Genomic DNA, 19,202 nt, shown 5'->3' with positions numbered 1-19,202 from the left:
AATTTAAATTTAGGAGTGTTAGATCATGCTATATCTATTAATATCCATTTTTATACTAGGTCTAATACTCGGCTCTTTCTACAACGTAGTCGGTCTGCGCGTGCCTGAGAAGCAGTCGATTGTGGCTCCGCGTTCGGCCTGTCCGCATTGTCACCATCAGCTCACCGCGTTTGAGCTGATTCCTGTGTTCTCATATATGTTTTTAGGGGGGAAATGCCGCCAATGCAAGGCGCGCATTTCTCCTATTTATCCATTGATGGAGTTAGCGACTGGTCTCCTGTTTGTTCTTGCGCCGCTTATCCTAGGCTGGACAAATGAACTGTTTGTTGCCTGGACGCTGATTTCTTTATTCATTATTATTTTTGTATCAGATATCACTTATATGATTATCCCTGATAAAGTACTGCTGTTTTTTACGGGGATTTTTTTGTTGGAACGAATTGTGATCCCGCTGCAGCCATGGTGGGATTCTTTAGCAGGTGCCGCAGCTGGATTTCTTTTGCTCCTTTTTATCGCTGTTATCAGCAAAGGCGGCATGGGCGGAGGAGATATCAAGCTGTTTGCCCTCATTGGTTTTGTAATGGGAATAAAGCTTGTATTTATTTCCTTTTTTATTTCTGCCCTATACGGGGCAATTTTTGGTATCATTGGCTTAATGACAGGAAAGGTAAAAAGGAAAAATCCGATTCCATTCGGCCCTTTTATTGCAGCAGGTACCTTAACTGCCTATTTTTATGGAGATATGATCCTGCTGAAATACCTTCAATTTTTAGCTGGTTAAATAAGGAGAATTACTATGCCTCTTTCCCTCTTTTCCCGGAATCATCGAACCATCAACATCATTATTAATGATTATTCCATTCGCTTAGTAGAATTAAAGAGTAAGCAGCCGCTTTCCGTGCTTAGATGGGAGGAAAGGTATATTCCCTTTGGAATTATCACCGACGGAAAAATCGCTGATTATGAAACGTTAGCCAATATTCTCGAGGAATGTATTTCTGATTGGAAAATTCAAAAGCGTTCTATCCGTTTTACTGTCCCAGACCCGTTTGTGATTATCAGAAAGATTTCTATTCCCGCGGATGTAAAAGATGATGAAATCCATGGGTATCTCTATTTAGAACTTGGCTCAAGCATTCATCTGCCATTTGAAGAACCAGTCTTTGATATACATATTTTGTCAAATGGGACAGAAAAAAGAGAGCTGCTTATATTTGCTGCCCAGGAAGAACATGTCACGGAGTACACAGCCCTTTTTCAGGAAGTGAAGCTTTCGCCGAAAGCAGCTGATATTTCACCGCTTGCCCTCTATCGTCTCTATGATCACTTAAATATGGCCGAACAAGATGAGAGGCTTTTAATGGTCCAATTTGATTTAAATGAAGTCAATCTCTGTATTTTTGAAGGTTCCATTCCATTCTTTATGCACCATATTGCTGTTGATGCGGATGAAGAACAATGGAATATTCACCTTAATAAACTAGGTAACTATGAACTATCATTTCTAGGGGAAAAAGATGAGCTTCTATTTCTATTTGAGGATCAATATAAAGAAATCAGCAAGTTAATGGATTTCTACCGCTATTCGATCCATCAGGGAAAGCAGCAAGTATCAAAAATTCTGCTAAACGGAGATCATCCATTTCTTCCGCGGATCGCTGATGAAATGAGGAAGCGCTATGATGTTCCGATTTTATTAATAGACGGACGCTCGATAGTCTCAGCAGCAGAAAATCAGTTTCCTAGAACACACTATCTTGCCCTGGGGCTCGCTTTAAAAGAGGTGTAATCATGCTTGTTGAAATCAACCTACTGCCTAAAAAGGAATCAAGAAATAGACCCATTTTCGTGCTTGCCGGGCTCCTTTTATTTCTATTGATTATTGGGCTATCCATCCTCTTTTTCATAGGCCATTTGCATAAGAATGAAATAAAGGCAATGGATCAGCAGGTTCAAATGACGAAGCAGCTGGTTGCTGCAGAACAGCAGAAGGTGATAGATTCTGGTACCTCTGACTCTAGTGAAAATCTGCAAAATGCTGTGCAATGGGCTGAAGATTATCCGCTAAAGACAGTTCCTTTGCTTAGAAAACTTACGGAGCTCCTGCCAGAAAGCGGCTTGATCCAATCATTAGATTATCAGGAAGCCAGCGTTAGCCAGATTGTTATCCAATTCGACACAAGCAGGGAAGCAGCTTATTATTTAAGAGCTCTACTGGACTCTGACTGGGTCGTGAACGCAAAAATTTTATCACTCACAACGGAAGAACAAGATACAGAAAACGGGCTAGGCAATGATCCGTTTATTCCTCGCTATTACGCAGAATTTGCGATTGATCTCAATCAAACCGTGCTTAAAGCAGAGACTTTGGACCAGCAGGGAGGGGAGCAGGAATGACCCTTCAATTTTCGAAAAAAGAAAAGATGATTGGAGCAATAGGCATAACGGTCATCGTTCTCCTTTTAATAGGATTGTATTTCTTATATATTCAGCCGATGAAGACCTCATTGTCTAACAAACAAAAGGAGCTTGAAACAGAAAAACAGCTTCTGTCAGCGATTGAAAATCAGCTCGACGGGTCTGCTTCAATGGCATATGATAGCACCTTAAGTCTGCAGAATCGAATTCCGGTTAAGCCTCTTGCCGATCAGCTGATGCTGGATATTGAAAAAGCTGAAGTTGTATCTAATAGCTTTGTGAAGAATATGGAGTTTGCTGACGAGGATCTAAAGGCATCGGAAAACTCACAAGAAGAGGCAGGCAGTATAAAGGGTGAGACAGAATCGAAGAATGCTGCATTGCCGCATGGGATAAAGAAGCTGATTGTGACATTAACTGTCCAATCACCAGCATATATTGATATGGAAACATTCATTGATACACTCGAACAGCAAAAGCGTATTATCAGTGTTGAGAATATAGCTTTTTCAGGTATGGAAGAGATGGTTTCAGATAATAAAAATATCACTTATCAAATTCGTTTAGCTGCTTTCTATATGCCAGACCTAACGAATTTAGCTGAGGACCTTCCACAAGCCGAGATACCGGAACCTAGCCATAAAAAGGACCCATTCAGCAGCTCTGTTAATCAAGAATCGTAAAATTGAAAAATTTGACGAAAATCAGAAGTAACAAGACGACAAAAGTCTTGTTATTTTTTTTTTTCGATATGATAGGATGAAACAAAACTAGTATATCGACATGGGGGGAGGCAGCATATTGGACAGGCCGGAAAAAGAGAAAACCATTACGATAAAGATAAACGGGCAGCATCGGTCTTTCGTTGAAAATCGATTGCCGAAAAATGAAGGAAAAAATGAAGGGAAAAATGAAGACACAGCTGAAAAGAAACAAAAGACGTTCAAAAAAATTCCGGAGCAAACAGGAAAACTTGAATCCGCAGCGGCCAAGGAGCTTGAAGAGAATGACTTTGACTGGATTTTGCCAGAGGAAATGGAAACACCTTCTATTAAAGAATATAATATTCTTCCAAAACCAAAAAAACAAAAGAAAAAACGTTCATTCTCTTTTGGCAAACAGCCAAAAAACAGCTTTCTTACCTCAGTGTTTCTTACTGTATTTTTTGCTGTTGTATTAGGGACAAGCTTTGGTTTTATTATGCTCAAGCTAGTAATCACGGAAAATACGATAGAAAAAGATCAGCCTGTAATGGCTGAAAAACAGGCAGAGGAAAAAATACAAACACCCACAGAAGAAGTCAAACTAGCATCAATCCCGGCGTCAATTGTTCAGGGAGGGGTTTTTTCGAGTGCGGAATCAGCCAAAACCATTCAAGAGGAATTGGTTCAAAAGGGTGTGCCGGCACAGATTATTGAACTGGATGGAAAAGCCTATATTTATTTGGGAGTAGCCGATAGCATTGAGCATGCAAAAGCGATAGGCAGCCAGCTCAAGAGCAAAGGGGTAGAAGTGTTCGCTAAAGAAATTACATTGCCAGAAAAAACATTGGACGGGATTTCTTCCGAGGAAAAGAGACTTCTAAATTCATTGTCTTCGGTGTATAGCGCATTGGCGGCAGGGGCAGCCGATGGAATGCTAAGTCAGGCGATTTCCGAGCAGTCAGCAGAAAATATAAAGAAACAGGAAGCAGTCTTTAAAACCATCGATTCTAGCCAGCTTAAAAACGAAAAAATTGTTCAAATCGAAAAAGACTTAAAGGAATCCTTTGCACAAGTGAATGCCTATCAGGCATCAAAAGATCAGGCTGCTTTAACAAAGCTCCAGCAATCATTGCTAGACTTCATGGGAATCTATCAGACTTTATAATACCTGCTGTATGTTAATAGCAACTTAATATGACATATTATTCCTATAATCGAATATTTTCTAGGAAATAACACATATTATGGGGGTCTGTTGAACTATTTTCGACAGACCTCTTATAGTTGGCGGACAGGGGGACAGGCACTCTGTCCCGAAAAACGGGACAAGGTGCCTGTCCCCCTGTCCATTCTGAGAAATTTGCCGAATCTTGTTGAAATAAATTGTTTGTCCTGTTGAATTTTGGTACGATTAGGTTGTATCTCCCAAGCTGAGACAAAATAAAGGTAAGGTGATTACATGCAAAACCTCATTTTAGCCTCCTCTTCTCCACGACGAAAAGAACTTCTTGAAAATCTTCAATTAACATTTGAAGTTGCCAGCAGTGACGCTGATGAAAACTTTGATCCTAAGTTAACCCCTGATGAAATTGTCATGGAGCTTGCTAGCAGAAAGGCAAAAGCAGTAGGTGCATCTAAGGGCCAGGGGCCGGAGTCATTTATTATCGGGGCCGATACGGTCGTTGTTTTGGACGGTAAGGTTCTAGGCAAACCGAAAGATTCGACAGAAGCATTTGACATGCTTAAGGCATTGTCAGGTAAGACGCATTCCGTTTATACAGGCGTGGCAATAATTGCCCCGGAAAAAGTGGAAAAGTTTTATGTGAAAACAGATGTGGTGTTTTGGGAGCTGTCAGACGAAGAAATCCAAGCTTACATTGACACCGGTGAACCTTTCGATAAAGCGGGGGCTTATGGCATTCAAGGCTTTGGCTGCATGCTTGTTAAAGAAATAAAAGGAGACTATTTTTCAGTCGTAGGGCTTCCTGTTTCAAGAACGGTTCGAGAATTAAAAAAGGCTGGATATATAATTCCGTCCCTGCTATAGGTTTTCTTTTTAACGGACTCCCTTTCACCCCAAAAAAGGGAGGTATACCATGCAGAAACAGTCATTAATGATTAGGGACTTTCCACAGGATGAGCGTCCAAGAGAACGCTTTATTCAAAATGGCCCGAAAAGCTTGGCAAATCATGAATTAGTAGCGATATTGCTAGGCACAGGAACAAAGGACGAATCTGTCCTGCAGTTATCAAACAGGCTGCTGACCCATTTTGATGGACTTAGACTTCTAAAGGACGCATCATTAGATGAGATGACCTCTATCAAAGGAATTGGAACGGCAAAAGCTATTCAGCTTCTTGCTGCTGTAGAACTTGGCAGAAGAATTACAAATCTTAATTATAATGAAAGATACACCATCCGCTCGCCTGAAGATGGCGCAAAATATATGATGAACGATATGCGCTTCCTTTCACAAGAACACTTCGTTTGTTTATACCTGAATACAAAAAATCAAGTAATCCACAAGCAAACTGTCTTTATTGGAAGTCTGAATGCAAGTATTGTGCACCCGAGGGAGGTGTTCAAAGAGGCTTTCAGGCGATCCGCTGCCTCTATTATTTGCCTGCATAATCATCCGAGCGGCGATCCCGCACCAAGCAGGGAAGATATTGAGGTGACCAAAAGGCTGGTTGAGTGCGGAAAAATTATCGGGATTGAAGTTCTTGACCACCTTATTATCGGCGAGAATAAATTCGTCAGCCTTAAGGAAAAAGGTTATTTATAACACTATGTTTTTATTTGACGATAGGCTATAATATTGTTTATGCTTTTTTAGTCAACAAAAAATAATCGACAATAAATAAGATTTTCTTTGAATATTTTGAATAATTACCTTATCTATTGAAATGCATTTCGTATCAGAAAGGGAGATACAGCAATGTTTGGAACAAAGGATCTTGGAATTGATCTAGGAACGGCTAATACACTTGTATATATTAAGGGGAAGGGGATTGTTGTCAGAGAGCCCTCTGTCGTTGCCTTGCAAACAGATACCAAAAATATTGTCGCGGTTGGAAATGATGCGAAAAACATGATCGGCCGGACACCTGGAAATATTGTGGCACTTCGCCCAATGAAGGACGGGGTTATCGCTGATTATGAAACAACAGCTGTAATGATGAAATATTATATCAAGCAGGCTGTGAAAAATAAAAGCGTATTCTCAGGAAAACCGTATGTGATGGTTTGTGTACCATCAGGGATAACCGCAGTTGAACAGCGTGCAGTCATTGATGCAACAAGGCAAGCTGGCGCAAGAGATGCTTATCCAATTGAGGAGCCGTTTGCCGCAGCTATCGGTGCGAATCTGCCTGTTTGGGAGCCAACAGGAAGCATGGTTGTTGATATTGGCGGTGGAACTACCGAGGTTGCCATTATTTCTTTAGGCGGCATCGTAACAAGCCAATCTGTTCGCGTGGCCGGTAATGATATGGACGAGGCAATCATTAATTATATCCGCAAAACCTACAATCTTTTAATTGGAGATCGGACAGCTGAGATGATTAAGGTCGAAGTTGGATCAGCTGGAGACCCTGAGGGAATTGAAAACATTGAAATTCGTGGACGGGATCTTTTGACAGGGCTTCCGAAAACAATTGAAATCACAGCTAAGGAAATCGCCAAAGCACTTCATGATACAGTCTATTCGATTGTTGATGCTGTAAAGGTAACCCTTGAAAAGACTCCGCCAGAGCTTGCTGCAGACATTATGGATCGGGGAATTGTGCTGACCGGAGGAGGCGCTTTGCTTCGTAATTTGGACAAGGTCATCAGTGAAGAAACACATATGCCTGTATTGATTGCCGAAAATCCGCTTGACTGTGTAGCGATTGGCACTGGAAAGGCATTGGATCATATTGATCTTTTCAAAAACAAGGCAAAAGATTCCCGTTAAATGTGTAATAAGATTAATAGCGTAAAGAAGCCCATTCACTTTTTTCTTGGTGATTGGGCTCCCTTCGTGTTTTAGTGAGGTATAAAAAAATTAGAGGTGTAGAAAATGCCACAGTTCTTCTTGAATAAACGCCTGATTATTTTGCTTGTCAGTATTATTATTCTCGTGGCATTAATTGGGTTTTCTTTGAAGGATCGAGAACAGTTAAGCTGGCCTGAACAATTTATAAAGGATACAACTGGCTGGGTGCAAACGGCTGTATCCCGTCCAATCCACTATGTATCTGGATTTTTTGAAAATGTGAAAGATTTGCAGAATACATATACGGAAAATAAGGAATTAAAAAAGCGGCTAGATGAGCTTGCGCGTCTTGAATCAGAAGTGCAAATGCTGAAAAAAGATAATGCAGAGCTTCGGGAAATTCTTGATAAGAAGGATTCACTTAGTGCCTTTGAGCCAATCCAAGCCACCGTGATCGGCCGTAATCCAGATCGCTGGAATGAGCTTCTAATAATTAATAGAGGGACAAAGAATGGAATCGAGAAAAATATGGCTGTGATTACTGCCAATGGATTAATTGGAAAAGTAACCAATAGTCAAAACTTCACATCAACGATTCAGCTGTTAAGCTCTATGGATCCCAAAAACAGAATTTCTGCAGAAGTGCAGGCAGATGGAAAAAGCTATTTTGGATTAATTGAGGGATATGATAAGGAAAAAGGACTATTGCTCTTAAAGCGTATTCCATCTGATGCAAAAATTGAAAAAGGCCAAAATGTTATCAGCTCTGGAATGGGCGGCGTGTTCCCAAAAAATCTTCCAATAGGAAAAGTCACAGAGGTTGTGCCTGCAGAGTATGGTTTGACACAAACAGCCTATGTGAAGCCAGGCGCGAATTTTTATGATATTGAACATGTCATGGTTGTCAAAAGAAGTGCACTTAAGCCAGAGTTAGAAGATATGATTGATGCAGAGGAGGAGGAGCTTTGAGAAAGGTTATTCTTCCTCTCTTGTTAATTTTGCTCTTTGTGGGCGAAAGCGTGTTTGTAGAGCTGCTGCCGGCTGATATTTTTGAAGGGAAATTTATTCTTGTTCCGCGATTTTTACTTATTGCTTTATTGTTTTTAACATTATATGGTCCAAATAGGTATGGATTGATTTACAGCCTTATTTTTGGATTATTATTTGATGTTGTTTACACAGGCATTATTGGTATATATTTGTTTATGTTCCCTATTGTGGCTTATCTAATTTCGAAGTTAATGAAAATATTGCAGACTAACATTTTCATGGTGTCGTTTGCTTGTCTTTTTGGGGCCGCGATTCTTGAAATTGGTGTTTATGAGATGAATTTTCTAATTCATAAGACGGATATGAACTTTTCCAATTATCTATCATCGCGTTTATGGCCAACACTTATTTTAAACCTTGGATTTATCATCTTAACCGTTTATCCTTTTAAGAAGCACTTCAGCAAATTAACAGAGAGCTTGGAGACGTGAATCTTTTTCTTTATATTCTCCTGATTCCATGTGGTCCTCCAAGCTCTTTTCTAAACAAAAATGCAAATCAAAAATCACAAAAATTATTTTAGAAAAAAGGAATATGACCAAATAATGTCGAATTCTTTTTATTTAGAGGTGCGCACTTTTTTGATGAATATCTAAAAAGGGGACGCTATGTGTTTCATTTGAGGTGAACAGCTTGATATGAATAATAAATTTCAAAATGTAACGATTAAAGGAACAAAGGATGGGCTGACACTTCATCTTGATGATCGTTGCGCGTACGAGGATTTAAAAAAAGAAATCGATTATAAACTTTCAGAAAGCTCAAAATCCCGTGATAACCATCTCATTCGAGTAAAGGTTCAGGTTGGCAATAGATATTTATCCCAGGACCAGGAAGAGGAATTAAAGGATTTAATTCGGCAAAAGAAAAACTTAGCAGTTGATTCCGTTGTTTCGAATGTTATCACAAGGGATGAAGCAGAAAAATTAAAAGAGGAAGAACAAATAGTGCCTGTGACAAGAATCGTGCGATCTGGCCAGGTTCTTCAAGTCCCTGGAGATTTGCTGCTGGTTGGTGATGTGAATCCTGGAGGTACGGTCATTGCCGGGGGAAATATTTTTGTAATGGGTTCATTAAAAGGAATCGCTCATGCTGGTTTTAACGGAAATAGAGAAGCAATCGTCGCTGCATCGGTTATGAAGCCTTCGCAAATACGGATTAGTGATTGTATTACAAGGGCACCGGACCAGTATTCTGATGAGGAAAAACGGGAAATGGAATGTGCGTACATAGATGAAAACAATCAAATTCATGTTGATAGATTGCAAGTTTTAATGCATCTTAGACCGAATATTACAAGAATGGAAGGGGGATACTAGGATGGGAGAAGCAATTGTGATCACATCCGGTAAAGGAGGGGTCGGTAAGACAACGACTTCTGCCAATTTAGGTACAGCTCTAGCCTTGCAGGGAAAGAAGGTTTGTCTTGTTGATACAGATATTGGTCTGCGAAATCTAGATGTTGTTTTGGGACTTGAAAACAGAATTATCTATGACCTTGTCGATGTACTGGAAGGCCGCTGCAAGGTCCACCAAGCACTTGTAAAAGATAAGCGTTTTGATGATTTGCTCTATTTACTGCCAGCCGCTCAGACAAGTGATAAAACGGCAGTTTCCCCTGAACAAATGAAGGAATTGGTCAATGGACTAAAGCAGGACTATGATTATGTCATTATCGACTGTCCAGCTGGTATTGAGCGCGGATACAAAAATGCTGTGGCTGGTGCTAATAAGGCTATTGTAGTCACTACACCAGAGGTTTCTGCCGTTAGAGATGCCGATCGAATTATCGGTCTTCTTGAAAAGGAAGAACATGTTGAACCGCCAAAGCTGATTATTAACAGAATCCGCAATCAAATGATGAAGAATGGGGATATGCTTGATGTTGACGAAATCGCTGCCCACCTTTCCATTGATTTAATCGGGATTGTCGCAGATGACGATGAAGTCATCAAGGCATCTAACCATGGCGAGCCCATAGCTCTAAATCCTAACAGCAAAGCATCTATTTCTTATCGAAATATTGCCCGCAGAATCCTGGGAGAGTCTATTCCTCTTCAGTCGCTTGAGGACGAGCAGCAAAGCGTCTTTTCGAAAATCAAAAAATTCTTTGGTGTAAAATAAATGCATTTAAATGTCAGGGACTCCCCTGGCATTTTTTTATGGAGCGGACATAGTGCTTGTCTCTGGCGGACAGGGGGACAGGCACCGTGTCCCGAAGATGATTTTTCTCTATCCAGTCATACTCTTTTGGGACAACTCATAGACTTGTACAAAGGAATTGATGAGGAATGGTGGGGAGTATATGAGATCACGAGCAGACGATATTCGAAAGCGGGTGGCACGCAGAAAGAGAGAGCGCGACAGGGTGAAGAAAAACGTTCAGAACCGGGTCATGTGGCCGGAAGATGAGGAGCGCTATGGATTCAGCAAAATGGCCTCATATGAAGGGGAAAGCGGTGAAGGAACTCATCCGCTTTTTAACAAGGAATGGTTTCTATTTAAGATACTGGCATCGGCCTGTCTGTTCTTATTGATTGCAATCATGTTTAAAAATGGAGCTTCAGCCCTTGATCCTGCGAGAAATTTCGTGAAAAATACCATGGAAAATGACTTTCAATTCGTGGCTGTGGCGAATTGGTATGAGGAAAAATTCGGCAAGCCTCTGGCCCTCCTGCCCCTATCAGACGATAAAAAGGATGGAGAGGACAAAACGCAATCCATTGATTATGCCCTGCCTGCTTCGGCAAAGATTCTTGAGGACTTTCGGGAAAATGGCCAAAGAATTACGATTGAAACGGAAAAAGATGCCCCTGTACAAGCTATGAGTGAAGGTCTTGTCAAGTTTGCCGGGAAAAAGGATGGCTTTGGAAAAACAGTCATTATCAAACATGCAGATAATAGTGAATCATGGTACGGCCATTTAGAAGAGATAAATGTAAGTCTTTACGAGTATGCCGAAAAAGGAAAAGAGCTTGGGAAATCAACAAATATGAAGGATGGAACGAAGGGGTCCTTTTATTTCGCGATTAAAAAAGGAGATGACTTCGTCGACCCTATACAGGTGATACCATTTGATTAAAATTGCTGGATTGATAAAATATATTCATATTCATCCGCTCTTATGGGCGATTATTGGACTGGCTGTTGCAACCGCACATTTTTTAGAGTTGTCTCTTTTATTGCTGATAATTTTTGTACATGAAATGGGGCATGCGGCTGCAGCGTCTTTTTTTTCGTGGAGAATTAAGAGGATCTCCCTGCTGCCTTTTGGTGGTGTTGCGGAAATGGACGAGCATGGAAACAGGCCATTGAAAGAGGAAGTCATTGTTATTTTATCAGGTCCGCTTCAGCACCTTTGGATGATGGGATTGGCTTTTTTGCTTATGGAGTTTTCTCTCATTCATGATGGGATCTACCTGTTATTTATCCAGTTTAATCTAATGATTCTTCTTTTTAACTTACTGCCAATCTGGCCGCTGGATGGCGGCAAGCTTGTCTTCCTGTGGCTTTCTTTTCACCGCGCTTTTCCGGATGCACATCAAAAAGCATTGCAGGTGTCTATTGGGGCAGTGCTCTTATTTATCATTTCTGTTTTGATTATTAGTCCTATCCAATTAAACATTTGGGTGATCTTGGCTTTTTTGCTATTTTCCCTGTATCATGAATGGAAACAGAGCAGATATGTTTTCCTTCGTTTTCTCCTTGAACGGTATTATGGAAATACGAGCGAGCTGCGAGCATTAGTACCGATCATTGTCGCAGAGGATGAAATGATCATTCATGTTTTGGAGAAATTCCGCAGAGGATGTAAACATCCTATTATCATTGAAAAGGACGGCAAGGAAACAGGCAGTTTAGATGAAAATGAGCTGCTGCACGCTTATTTTACTGAAAAAATGGTGACTTCACCGATTAGTGATTTATTGTATTCCTATTAAAAGCGAGGCTACACGATTGTATAAATTAATTATCAACCATCTCACAAGGGAAAAACGATTTGCATTGCTCGATGGCGATGCGCCAATCAAGCTTTTTATTGACCAGCCGAAACACCATTCTAGTGTGGGCGATATTTACCTCGGAAGAGTAGAAAAGGTGCTGCCAGGAATGAATGCTGCCTTTGTTGATATCGGCGAGGGGAAAAATGGATATTTGCACCGGGATAAGCTTGTCGCTTTTGTCCAGCGCAAGGAGGAACATTTGAGTCAACAGATTACCTCCTTCGTCCATCAAGGTGAAAAGCTTCTGGTTCAGGTCGAAAAGGATGCGGCTGGAACAAAAGGGCCGCGACTGACAAACATAATCGAGCTTACTGGCAATCATTTGATTTACATGCCAGAGGGCAAGTATATCGCCATATCAAAAAAGATTGCCGATAGCCGTATTCGAAAGAAGATACGGCTTTTTGGCCTTCAATTAAAAGAAGAGCAGGAAGGGCTTATTTTCCGCACCTCATCTGAAGCCGAATCTGATAGCGTCATTGCTGATGAATTATCCAATTTACGAGCAGAATATGAAAAGATTTTGCAAAAAGCACGATCAATGAAAAAGCCTGGAAAGGTGTTGGAGCAAAATGCCTTTTTAGATGAACTGCTCAGGGAAATAAAAAAGCTGGATTCTGGTGAAATTCTTACCGATGACCTAAGCTTAAAAAATCTTCTGCAAAAACATACAGAGATTCCGATTAAATTATACACCGGCAAGGAGAATATTTTTTCTGCCTATAAGCTTGACTATGAAATTGAAAAAGCGCTAAAGCGCGTGGTTTGGCTAAATAATGGTGCATATTTGATTTTTGATGAAGCAGAAGCTTTAACAATTATTGATGTGAATACAGGAAAATTTTCTGGCAAAAATGATCTGCAGGAAACGGTTGTTAAAACCAATGAATGGGCTGCCGCTGAAGCTGCAAGGCAAATCCGCCTTCGTGATATTGCCGGCATGATTTTAATTGATTTTATTGATATGAAAGACGATCAAGACAGAAAGCATATCATGGATATCATAGAGGCAGAGCTGAAAAAAGATGACAGACGGACAAATGTTATCGGCTTTACCCCGCTTGGAATTCTTCAGCTGACCCGCAAGAAAACCAAACAAGCCATGTCAGAGGCATTAACAGTTAAATGCCCTTCCTGTGATGGAACTGGAAGGATTCTCAGCCCGGAAACGCTCGTGTTCCGCCTGGAACGTGAACTGTGGGAGCACCGTGGAGGAGATGCTGAAGCTGTGCTGATTGAAGCTTCAGAAGATGTAGAGAGAATTTTTTCTGGTGCAGATAAGGTTCATAAAAAAAGAATAGAAGAAATGCTCCAGCTTGAAGTCATTTTTCATGTTGAAAAATCAGCTCTTCCCTACTATGAAATCAGGCGGTTTGGTAATACTGCGGACCTTATGATTGGAGCAAAAATCAACTTCTAGTATGAAATTTCCGCATTGACATGTTATGATGGATTATGATAATATTTTCATGTTATATCTGTAGCACCCGTGCTACAACCGCGCAGAACAGGTCTTAAGCTTTTGCTTTTGCAAAACGCCTGGGATGGCGAGTCTTAGTCTAAGAGGAGGTGCAGTTCATGTACGCTATTATTGAAACTGGTGGTAAACAAGTACGTGTAGAAGAAGGTCAAGCTATCTACATCGAAAAATTAAACGCTGAAGCTGGAGAAACAGTTACTTTTGATAAAGTTCTTTTCGTTGGAGGAGACCAAGTGAAAGTAGGAAGCCCTGTTGTTGACGGAGCTACTGTTACAGCTAAAGTTGAAAAACAAGGCCGTTCTAAAAAGGTTATTGTTTACAAGTACAAAGCGAAGAAAAACTATCACAAGAAGCAAGGTCATCGTCAGCCATACACTAAAGTTGTGATTGAAAAAATCAACGCTTAAGGTATAAAGATGATCGAAGTTACGATTTATCGTAATCATTCCGGTATCATTCAATCATTTGTAATCAGCGGTCATGCTTTTTTTGCTGAAAGAGGAAAAGATATTGTCTGTGCAGGTGCATCAGCTGTATCTGTCGGTTCAATTAATGCCGTGCATGCCCTTACCGGCATCACTCCAGAAATTGAGCAGGGCGACGGTTTTCTCCGCTGTACCATTCCGGAAAATCTTCCGAAGGATGTACACGAGAAAATTCAGCTTCTTCTTGAAGGAATGGCTGTCTCATTGCAGACCATTGAAGAGGAATACGGACAGAATATAAAAATTACCTTCAAAGATCAGGAGGTGGAATAAATGTTATTGAAATTAGACCTTCAGTTGTTTGCGTCTAAAAAGGGAGTAGGTTCTACAAAGAACGGCCGTGACTCTATCTCGAAGCGTCTTGGCGCTAAGCGTGCAGACGGACAATTCGTAACTGGCGGATCCATTCTTTACCGTCAGCGCGGAACAAAGATCTACCCTGGAGTAAACGTTGGAAAAGGCGGAGACGATACACTTTTCGCGAAAGTGGACGGTGTTGTTAAATTCGAACGTCTTGGACGCGACCGCAAGCAAGTAAGCGTATATCCTGCAGCTCAAGAAGCATAATGATGGAAGGAAAACTCTAACCATAAGGTTAGAGTTTTCTTTTTGGCCTTTGAGTGTAAAGCATTAAAGCATTGGGGGACAGGCCCCCGATAGTGTAAAGCATTAAAGCATTGGGGGACAGGCCCCCAGTGATGTAAAGCGCTAAAGCAATCTGGGTTCATATGGTTAAAATATGATTACGAATTTTGACTTTTTTGTTATACTTACATAAAAGCGGTTTTTTCGCAAGATTGAATCTTCACTCCCAGCGAGATAAGAGATAAATAGAAAAAATCAGTGTAGGAGTGCATATATGAAAACAGATTGGAGTCCGGTCGAGGTGCTGCGGTATGCACGCCATGATTGGTTAAACAAAATTCAGCTCATTAAGGGCAATTTGTCTCTTAATAAAATTGACAGGGCAAATGAAATTATTGACGAAATTGTCAGTGATGCGCGTGAGGAGGCAAACCTCACTAATTTGAATTTGCCGAGGTTTGCCACCCTGCTGCTTACATATAATTGGAATAACCAGCGCTTTCAGGTAGACTATGAAGTATTGGATGTTTTGAAATGTGAGTACATAGATGATGAGGGACTGGCTCAATGGACAGATGATTTTTTTGCTTGTTTAAATGCTTCTATTAAACCTTACTATGAAAATCATTTAACAGTGACAATAGACCCGCAATTGACAGGAACCCGTTTCTTTTTTGATTTTAGAGGGATAATAACAGATATAGGCCAGATTGAGGAATTCCTGTCAAGGGATGGATTTCTTGCGGTTGTCAATCAGGAAATTTCTGATTATGAGCTGTCACTTGAAGTGTTCTTCTCCTCAAAATAGCGGCCAAAAAAAGTTACATATTGAAACAATGTTCTTGCTGTTACCAGAGATGGATCAGCCAAGACAGGAGGAGTTATATGTTTGTTGATCGTGTAAAAGTGTATGTAAAAGGCGGAGATGGAGGCAATGGAATGGTTGCCTTTCGCCGGGAAAAATATGTTCCAAAGGGCGGTCCTGCCGGAGGAGACGGCGGTAAAGGCGCAGACGTGGTCTTTAAAGTTGATGAGGGCCTGCGCACCTTAATGGATTTCCGCTATCAAAGACATTTTAAGGCACCCCGCGGAGAGCACGGGATGTCTAAAAATCAGCATGGTAAAAATGCCAAAGAAATGGTTGTAAAAGTTCCTCCAGGCACGGTAGTGACGGATGCAGAAACCAATGAGGTAATCGCCGATCTTACCGAGCATGGACAAAGTGCAGTCATTGCAAAAGGCGGGCGCGGAGGAAGAGGCAATTCCCGGTTCGCTACACCGGCAAATCCAGCTCCTGAGCTTTCAGAACACGGGGAGCCTGGTATTGAAAGAGAAGTCGTTCTTGAATTAAAGCTACTTGCTGATGCTGGTTTGGTCGGGTTTCCAAGTGTAGGAAAGTCCACCTTGCTTTCCGTTGTTTCTTCAGCAAAGCCTAAAATTGCCGAATATCATTTTACAACCATTGCCCCGAATCTTGGAATGGTTGAAACAGATGATGGACGCAGCTTTGTGCTGGCTGATTTGCCAGGTCTTATAGAAGGTGCACACTCAGGGGTAGGCCTAGGCCATCAATTCCTGCGTCATATCGAACGGACAAGGGTTATTGTTCATGTGATTGATATGGCAGCAACAGAAGGAAGAGATCCTTATGAAGATTTTATAACCATTAATAAGGAATTAAAAGAATACAATTTGAGGCTGATGGAAAGACCGCAAATTATTGTAGCGAACAAAATGGAAATGCCTGAGGCTGAAGAGAATTTAGCGAAATTTAAAGAACAAATCCAAGAGGACTATCCGATTTTTCCAATATCAGCAATTACACGCCAAGGCTTGAGAGAACTGTTATTTGCCATTGCTGATAAAATAGAAGAAACTCCTGAATTCCCGCTGCATGAGGAAGAGGAGGAGACAGGAGTTCATCGTGTTCTTTATAAGCATGAGGCAGAACAGAAGGAATTTGAAATTACGAGAGATCCAGCCGGTACATTTGTTGTAACTGGTGATGCAATTGAAAAGCTCTTTAAGATGACTGATTTCACAAGGGATGAATCCGTCCGCCGCTTTGCCAGACAGCTTAGGGGTATGGGGGTTGATGAAGCCTTGCGTGAAAAAGGAGCAAAAGATGGGGATACAGTCAAGCTGATGGACTATGAATTCGAGTTTATTGAGTAACCTCTAAGGTTAATGGGGTGGGGGAAATGAGACAGGCTAAAATTGATAAAAAGTTTTTCCTTGTTCGTGAAGATGTCTTACCGGAGGCCATGAAAAAAACATTGGATGCAAAGGAAATGATCGAACGCGGAAAGGCAGAATCCGTTTGGGATGCCGTACAAAAGGTTGATTTGAGCAGGAGCGCCTTTTATAAATACAGGGATACGGTATTTCCATTCCATACGGTTGTAAAGGAAAAATTAGTTACTTTATTTTTCTATTTGGAAGATCGTTCAGGGACCTTGTCACATCTGTTAAGTGTTGTGGCATCTGCAGGGTGCAATGTATTGACCATTCACCAGACGATTCCGCTTCAGGGAAGAGCAAACGTCACCCTCTCATTAAATGTTACGGAAATGGGCATTGAATTTGATGAGCTGCTTGCTCGCTTAACAAAATTAGAATTTGTGGAAAAAGTAGAGGTGCTTGGATCTGGTGCATAATGGCTGCCAGATTCAGCACCTTTTTTTTGGCAAATTTTTTTAAAGTAAAAGGTTAAAAAAATTCGCACATCCATAGGCTAAAGTGGTAAAGTGTATATAATAGATTAAAGGGAGAGATGATCATGAGAATTGGCTTTTTAGGGCCGAAAGCAACATTTTCTGACATTGCTGTCCGAGAAATGTTTCCAGCTGAAGAGTCAGTGCCCTATACAACAATTCCCAAATGTTTCGATGCTATTGTGGATGATGAAATTGATTTAGCGGTGGTTCCCATAGAAAACGCATTAGAAGGATCTGTAAATATTACGCTTGATTATTTAATCCATGAAGTGGATTTGCCAATCATCGGTGAAATTACTTGTCCGATTCGTCAGCATTTTATGGTACACCCTCAAAACAAGGATAAATGGAAAGAAACTGGCATTGTTTATAGCCACTCACATGCGATTGCCCAGTGCCATAAATTTTTACATAAAGAGCTGAAGGGGATTCCCTGCGAAAATACAACATCTACCGCAGCAGCGGCTCAATATGTAAAGGACCATCCGAATTTATTAGCTGGAGCGATTGCAAACGAACTGGCTGCAGAGGAATATGGACTGGAGATTGTCAGCAGAGATATTCATGATGCCAAACATAATCATACACGATTTATAATCATTTCTAAAAAGGCGCAGCCATTAAAGGAAGATCGCCCAATATTTAAAGGGCATAAGACAACATTAATGATTATGCTGCCTTCAGACCGGTCGGGTGCCCTGCATCAGGTACTTTCAGCATTTGCATGGAGGAAAATCAACCTTTCTAAAATCGAGTCAAGACCGATGAAAACCGGATTGGGAAATTATTTCTTCATTATTGACGCAGAAATGAAACAAGATGATGTGCTCATTCCGGGAGCAACTGCAGAACTTGAAGCATTAGGCTGTAAAGTGAAAATACTTGGAAGCTACCCATATTTTCAAATTAGCTCAGAAAAATCAAGCGTAGCGATACAGGAATAAATATAGACAAATAAAAGCAGCGGGGCATGTTCTCCGCTGCTTTCGTTTTGGCTGCTGGGATTTTTAAGGACGCTATCATGCTATATGTGGCCTATTCAATTAATATTCCAGCGTTTCTTAAAGCATCAGCTGCTTCATTAATTATTTTCTCTGTCGATGCTGAAATCGTGTGAAGATGGATGCCTTCTGTTAGTTCTGACAAAAAGGCGGCATTGGTTGATTTTACCTTATTCATAAATTGCTTAACTTCTTTGCGATTAGATACCATGATTGATGCGGTTAAATCCCCGTAGACGGGATGTTCAATGGTTACATTCTTTACGGTGACCCCATAGTCAACCAGTATAGTTAATTCTTCCTCAGCTTTTTCCGGACTGTGATTGCAGGCAATGGTACGTTCCACTGTTGCGGATAAGGATGCCTGCTTAAGGTACATATAACCTTGGCTTGTTGCAATGATGGGTTCCCCCTTTGCTTTAAGCAAGGTGATATCGCCAACAATGACCTGTCTGCTTACATTTGTTCTTGCTGCAAGCTCGCTTCCTGTAATTGGCGCACCATTATCTTTTAGCAGCTGAAGAAGTAATTCCCTTCTTTCTTCTCCAAGAATCTTTTTCTGTTCCATTTTGTCATCACCCTTACATCCCAATTATGCCCATTTTATCATATTTGCCGGGCAAAATTAACTAAAGGCACATATGTGAGTTTTTTGCTTGGCCGCCCCTTTTAGAATTTACTATATATCCGTGACGCTATCATAATTTGGATAAATAAAGCATAGATTTTTGTGTAGATTGTTAGCAATTTGCCCATTTTGTCATACACTATATGGACTTAT

23 protein-coding genes and 1 other annotated feature are annotated in these 19,202 nt (G+C 40.8%); of the genes, 22 read left to right on the top strand and 1 reads right to left on the bottom strand.

Going from position 1 to position 19,202, the window contains the following annotated elements; translation table 11 throughout:
• Nucleotides 1-25: 25 nt before the first annotated feature.
• The 22 genes from AC1Q59_RS18510 (at nucleotide 26) to pheA (ending at nucleotide 18,364) form a co-directional block, all read left to right on the top strand.
• A complete protein-coding gene (locus tag AC1Q59_RS18510; RefSeq protein ID WP_492367339.1) occupies nucleotides 26-781 on the top strand; it encodes a prepilin peptidase in 756 nt (251 codons plus the stop codon).
• 15 nt (nucleotides 782-796) lie between these two features.
• Nucleotides 797-1,789 carry a type IV pilus biogenesis protein PilM gene (gene pilM, locus AC1Q59_RS18505; protein ID WP_492367338.1) on the top strand — a complete coding sequence of 331 codons (993 nt, stop codon included), beginning with the start codon at nucleotides 797-799 and terminating at the stop codon, nucleotides 1,787-1,789.
• A 2-nt stretch (nucleotides 1,790-1,791) separates the two neighbouring features.
• Nucleotides 1,792-2,397 (top strand): hypothetical protein, encoded by a 606-nt coding sequence (locus tag AC1Q59_RS18500; protein WP_492367337.1) that lies wholly within the window; start codon nucleotides 1,792-1,794, stop codon nucleotides 2,395-2,397.
• Nucleotides 2,394-3,101, top strand: coding sequence for a hypothetical protein (locus AC1Q59_RS18495; RefSeq protein ID WP_492367336.1), 708 nt, complete (start codon nucleotides 2,394-2,396; stop codon nucleotides 3,099-3,101). Before AC1Q59_RS18500 ends, AC1Q59_RS18495 begins: the two co-directional genes overlap by 4 nt.
• 118 nt (nucleotides 3,102-3,219) lie before the next feature.
• The gene (locus AC1Q59_RS18490; protein WP_492367335.1) at nucleotides 3,220-4,287 is read left to right on the top strand and encodes a hypothetical protein; all 1,068 of its coding nucleotides are present in this window, start codon (nucleotides 3,220-3,222) and stop codon (nucleotides 4,285-4,287) included.
• Nucleotides 4,288-4,581: 294 nt separating this feature from the next.
• Nucleotides 4,582-5,169, top strand: coding sequence for a Maf family protein (locus tag AC1Q59_RS18485; protein WP_492367334.1), 588 nt, complete (start codon nucleotides 4,582-4,584; stop codon nucleotides 5,167-5,169).
• Between the two features lie 49 nt (nucleotides 5,170-5,218).
• Entirely contained in the window at nucleotides 5,219-5,908 is a 690-nt protein-coding gene (radC, locus tag AC1Q59_RS18480; protein ID WP_492367333.1) for a RadC family protein, read from the top strand.
• Nucleotides 5,909-6,061: 153 nt separating this feature from the next.
• Nucleotides 6,062-7,078: a rod shape-determining protein gene (locus tag AC1Q59_RS18475; RefSeq protein ID WP_492367332.1), complete on the top strand. Its 1,017-nt coding sequence runs from the start codon at nucleotides 6,062-6,064 to the stop codon at nucleotides 7,076-7,078.
• A gap of 105 nt (nucleotides 7,079-7,183) precedes the next feature.
• Complete coding sequence (mreC, locus tag AC1Q59_RS18470) at nucleotides 7,184-8,068, top strand: rod shape-determining protein MreC (RefSeq protein ID WP_492367331.1); 885 nt, start codon at nucleotides 7,184-7,186, stop codon at nucleotides 8,066-8,068.
• Complete coding sequence (mreD, locus tag AC1Q59_RS18465; RefSeq protein ID WP_492367330.1) at nucleotides 8,065-8,580, top strand: rod shape-determining protein MreD; 516 nt, start codon at nucleotides 8,065-8,067, stop codon at nucleotides 8,578-8,580. The genes mreC and mreD overlap by 4 nt, the downstream gene beginning before the upstream one ends.
• Nucleotides 8,581-8,787: 207 nt before the next feature.
• Entirely contained in the window at nucleotides 8,788-9,468 is a 681-nt protein-coding gene (gene minC, locus AC1Q59_RS18460) for a septum site-determining protein MinC (RefSeq protein ID WP_492367329.1), read from the top strand.
• A gap of 1 nt (nucleotide 9,469) precedes the next feature.
• Nucleotides 9,470-10,273, top strand: coding sequence for a septum site-determining protein MinD (gene minD, locus AC1Q59_RS18455; protein WP_492367328.1), 804 nt, complete (start codon nucleotides 9,470-9,472; stop codon nucleotides 10,271-10,273).
• 181 nt (nucleotides 10,274-10,454) lie between these two features.
• The gene (locus AC1Q59_RS18450) at nucleotides 10,455-11,231 is read left to right on the top strand and encodes a peptidoglycan DD-metalloendopeptidase family protein (protein ID WP_492367327.1); all 777 of its coding nucleotides are present in this window, start codon (nucleotides 10,455-10,457) and stop codon (nucleotides 11,229-11,231) included.
• Nucleotides 11,224-12,090 carry a M50 family metallopeptidase gene (locus AC1Q59_RS18445; protein ID WP_492367326.1) on the top strand — a complete coding sequence of 289 codons (867 nt, stop codon included), beginning with the start codon at nucleotides 11,224-11,226 and terminating at the stop codon, nucleotides 12,088-12,090. The genes AC1Q59_RS18450 and AC1Q59_RS18445 overlap by 8 nt, the downstream gene beginning before the upstream one ends.
• A gap of 16 nt (nucleotides 12,091-12,106) precedes the next feature.
• Complete coding sequence (locus AC1Q59_RS18440) at nucleotides 12,107-13,573, top strand: Rne/Rng family ribonuclease (RefSeq protein WP_492367325.1); 1,467 nt, start codon at nucleotides 12,107-12,109, stop codon at nucleotides 13,571-13,573.
• 66 nt (nucleotides 13,574-13,639) lie between these two features.
• Nucleotides 13,640-13,718 (top strand) — a sequence feature (ribosomal protein L21 leader region).
• A 13-nt stretch (nucleotides 13,719-13,731) separates the two neighbouring features.
• A complete protein-coding gene (gene rplU / locus AC1Q59_RS18435; protein ID WP_492367324.1) occupies nucleotides 13,732-14,040 on the top strand; it encodes a 50S ribosomal protein L21 in 309 nt (102 codons plus the stop codon).
• Nucleotides 14,041-14,049: 9 nt separating this feature from the next.
• Nucleotides 14,050-14,391, top strand: coding sequence for a ribosomal-processing cysteine protease Prp (locus AC1Q59_RS18430; protein WP_492367323.1), 342 nt, complete (start codon nucleotides 14,050-14,052; stop codon nucleotides 14,389-14,391).
• The gene (gene rpmA, locus AC1Q59_RS18425) at nucleotides 14,392-14,685 is read left to right on the top strand and encodes a 50S ribosomal protein L27 (RefSeq protein WP_009333115.1); all 294 of its coding nucleotides are present in this window, start codon (nucleotides 14,392-14,394) and stop codon (nucleotides 14,683-14,685) included.
• Between the two features lie 292 nt (nucleotides 14,686-14,977).
• The gene (locus AC1Q59_RS18420) at nucleotides 14,978-15,511 is read left to right on the top strand and encodes a Spo0B C-terminal domain-containing protein (RefSeq protein ID WP_492367322.1); all 534 of its coding nucleotides are present in this window, start codon (nucleotides 14,978-14,980) and stop codon (nucleotides 15,509-15,511) included.
• Between the two features lie 77 nt (nucleotides 15,512-15,588).
• Nucleotides 15,589-16,878, top strand: coding sequence for a GTPase ObgE (obgE, locus tag AC1Q59_RS18415; RefSeq protein WP_492367321.1), 1,290 nt, complete (start codon nucleotides 15,589-15,591; stop codon nucleotides 16,876-16,878).
• A gap of 26 nt (nucleotides 16,879-16,904) precedes the next feature.
• Complete coding sequence (locus tag AC1Q59_RS18410) at nucleotides 16,905-17,360, top strand: ACT domain-containing protein (RefSeq protein ID WP_492367320.1); 456 nt, start codon at nucleotides 16,905-16,907, stop codon at nucleotides 17,358-17,360.
• 122 nt (nucleotides 17,361-17,482) lie between these two features.
• Entirely contained in the window at nucleotides 17,483-18,364 is an 882-nt protein-coding gene (gene pheA / locus AC1Q59_RS18405) for a prephenate dehydratase (RefSeq protein ID WP_492367319.1), read from the top strand.
• A 91-nt stretch (nucleotides 18,365-18,455) separates the two neighbouring features.
• Here pheA and AC1Q59_RS18400 read toward each other — a convergent pair whose 3' ends face one another.
• Nucleotides 18,456-18,989 (bottom strand): transcription repressor NadR, encoded by a 534-nt coding sequence (locus AC1Q59_RS18400; RefSeq protein WP_492367318.1) that lies wholly within the window; start codon nucleotides 18,987-18,989, stop codon nucleotides 18,456-18,458.
• Nucleotides 18,990-19,202 lie beyond the last annotated feature (213 nt).

The organism is Cytobacillus sp. MT66 (assembly GCF_058792595.1).
Note: the sequence above shows the minus strand (reverse complement) of the source record. Positions and strands in the feature narration are given on the sequence as shown.

What these genes read in the sequence shown, in the direction of transcription:
- radC (WP_492367333.1), top strand. Translation starts at nt 5,219, where the DNA reads ATGCAGAAACAGTCATTAATGATTAGGGACTTTCCACAGGATGAGCGT.
- pheA (WP_492367319.1), top strand. Translation starts at nt 17,483, where the DNA reads ATGAGAATTGGCTTTTTAGGGCCGAAAGCAACATTTTCTGACATTGCT.
- AC1Q59_RS18420 (WP_492367322.1), top strand. Translation starts at nt 14,978, where the DNA reads ATGAAAACAGATTGGAGTCCGGTCGAGGTGCTGCGGTATGCACGCCAT.
- AC1Q59_RS18485 (WP_492367334.1), top strand. Translation starts at nt 4,582, where the DNA reads ATGCAAAACCTCATTTTAGCCTCCTCTTCTCCACGACGAAAAGAACTT.
- AC1Q59_RS18430 (WP_492367323.1), top strand. Translation starts at nt 14,050, where the DNA reads ATGATCGAAGTTACGATTTATCGTAATCATTCCGGTATCATTCAATCA.
- AC1Q59_RS18495 (WP_492367336.1), top strand. Translation starts at nt 2,394, where the DNA reads ATGACCCTTCAATTTTCGAAAAAAGAAAAGATGATTGGAGCAATAGGC.
- minD (WP_492367328.1), top strand. Translation starts at nt 9,470, where the DNA reads ATGGGAGAAGCAATTGTGATCACATCCGGTAAAGGAGGGGTCGGTAAG.
- obgE (WP_492367321.1), top strand. Translation starts at nt 15,589, where the DNA reads ATGTTTGTTGATCGTGTAAAAGTGTATGTAAAAGGCGGAGATGGAGGC.
- AC1Q59_RS18510 (WP_492367339.1), top strand. Translation starts at nt 26, where the DNA reads ATGCTATATCTATTAATATCCATTTTTATACTAGGTCTAATACTCGGC.
- rplU (WP_492367324.1), top strand. Translation starts at nt 13,732, where the DNA reads ATGTACGCTATTATTGAAACTGGTGGTAAACAAGTACGTGTAGAAGAA.
- AC1Q59_RS18450 (WP_492367327.1), top strand. Translation starts at nt 10,455, where the DNA reads ATGAGATCACGAGCAGACGATATTCGAAAGCGGGTGGCACGCAGAAAG.
- pilM (WP_492367338.1), top strand. Translation starts at nt 797, where the DNA reads ATGCCTCTTTCCCTCTTTTCCCGGAATCATCGAACCATCAACATCATT.
- rpmA (WP_009333115.1), top strand. Translation starts at nt 14,392, where the DNA reads ATGTTATTGAAATTAGACCTTCAGTTGTTTGCGTCTAAAAAGGGAGTA.
- mreC (WP_492367331.1), top strand. Translation starts at nt 7,184, where the DNA reads ATGCCACAGTTCTTCTTGAATAAACGCCTGATTATTTTGCTTGTCAGT.
- AC1Q59_RS18475 (WP_492367332.1), top strand. Translation starts at nt 6,062, where the DNA reads ATGTTTGGAACAAAGGATCTTGGAATTGATCTAGGAACGGCTAATACA.
- AC1Q59_RS18400 (WP_492367318.1), bottom strand. Translation starts at nt 18,989, where the DNA reads ATGGAACAGAAAAAGATTCTTGGAGAAGAAAGAAGGGAATTACTTCTT.
- AC1Q59_RS18410 (WP_492367320.1), top strand. Translation starts at nt 16,905, where the DNA reads ATGAGACAGGCTAAAATTGATAAAAAGTTTTTCCTTGTTCGTGAAGAT.
- minC (WP_492367329.1), top strand. Translation starts at nt 8,788, where the DNA reads ATGAATAATAAATTTCAAAATGTAACGATTAAAGGAACAAAGGATGGG.
- AC1Q59_RS18500 (WP_492367337.1), top strand. Translation starts at nt 1,792, where the DNA reads ATGCTTGTTGAAATCAACCTACTGCCTAAAAAGGAATCAAGAAATAGA.